1 protein-coding gene is annotated in these 545 nt (G+C 60.9%); it reads left to right on the top strand.

Translation table 11 applies throughout. The features are described from left to right. On the top strand, positions 1-545 hold a 545-nt coding region (locus tag AC1DHL_RS29740), incomplete at both ends, for a thiamine pyrophosphate-dependent enzyme (protein WP_478164329.1).

The raw sequence follows: 545 nt of genomic DNA, 5'->3' as shown, positions 1-545 counted from the left end.
GTAGTGGGTGACATTGGTTCGTGCGTATCGGCAATGCTCGACAAGATCGGCAACGGCTTTGCCAAGCCGGGCGCCGATTGGCTGAACGCGGTGGACGAACGCAAGGACAAGAACCTGGCGAAGATGGCCGAGACCTTGTCCAAGGATGTGTCGCCGATGAACTTCCATAGCGCGCTGCGCGCGCTGAAGGACGTCGTCAAAGCCAATCCGGGCATCTCGTTTGTCAACGAAGGCGCCAACACGCTGGACTACGCCCGTGCCGTGATCGACATGTACGAGCCGCGCAAGCGCCTCGACGTGGGCACCTGGGGCGTGATGGGTGTGGGCATGGGCTACGCGGTCGCTGCGGCGGTCGAAACCAGCAAGCCTGTCCTCGCGCTGTGCGGTGACAGTGCGTTCGGCTTCTCGGGCATGGAGGTGGAAACTATCTGCCGCTACAACCTGCCGATCTGCATCGTCATTTTCAACAATAACGGCGTCTACAAGGGTATCGACGTGAATCCGACCGGCGGCAACGATCCGGCGGTCACGATGTTCGTCAAGGG

The sequence above is a fragment of the Variovorax sp. 10L426 genome, assembly GCF_056395305.1.
The sequence above is the reverse complement of the archived record's forward strand: the minus strand, read 5'-3'. Positions and strand labels throughout refer to the sequence as shown.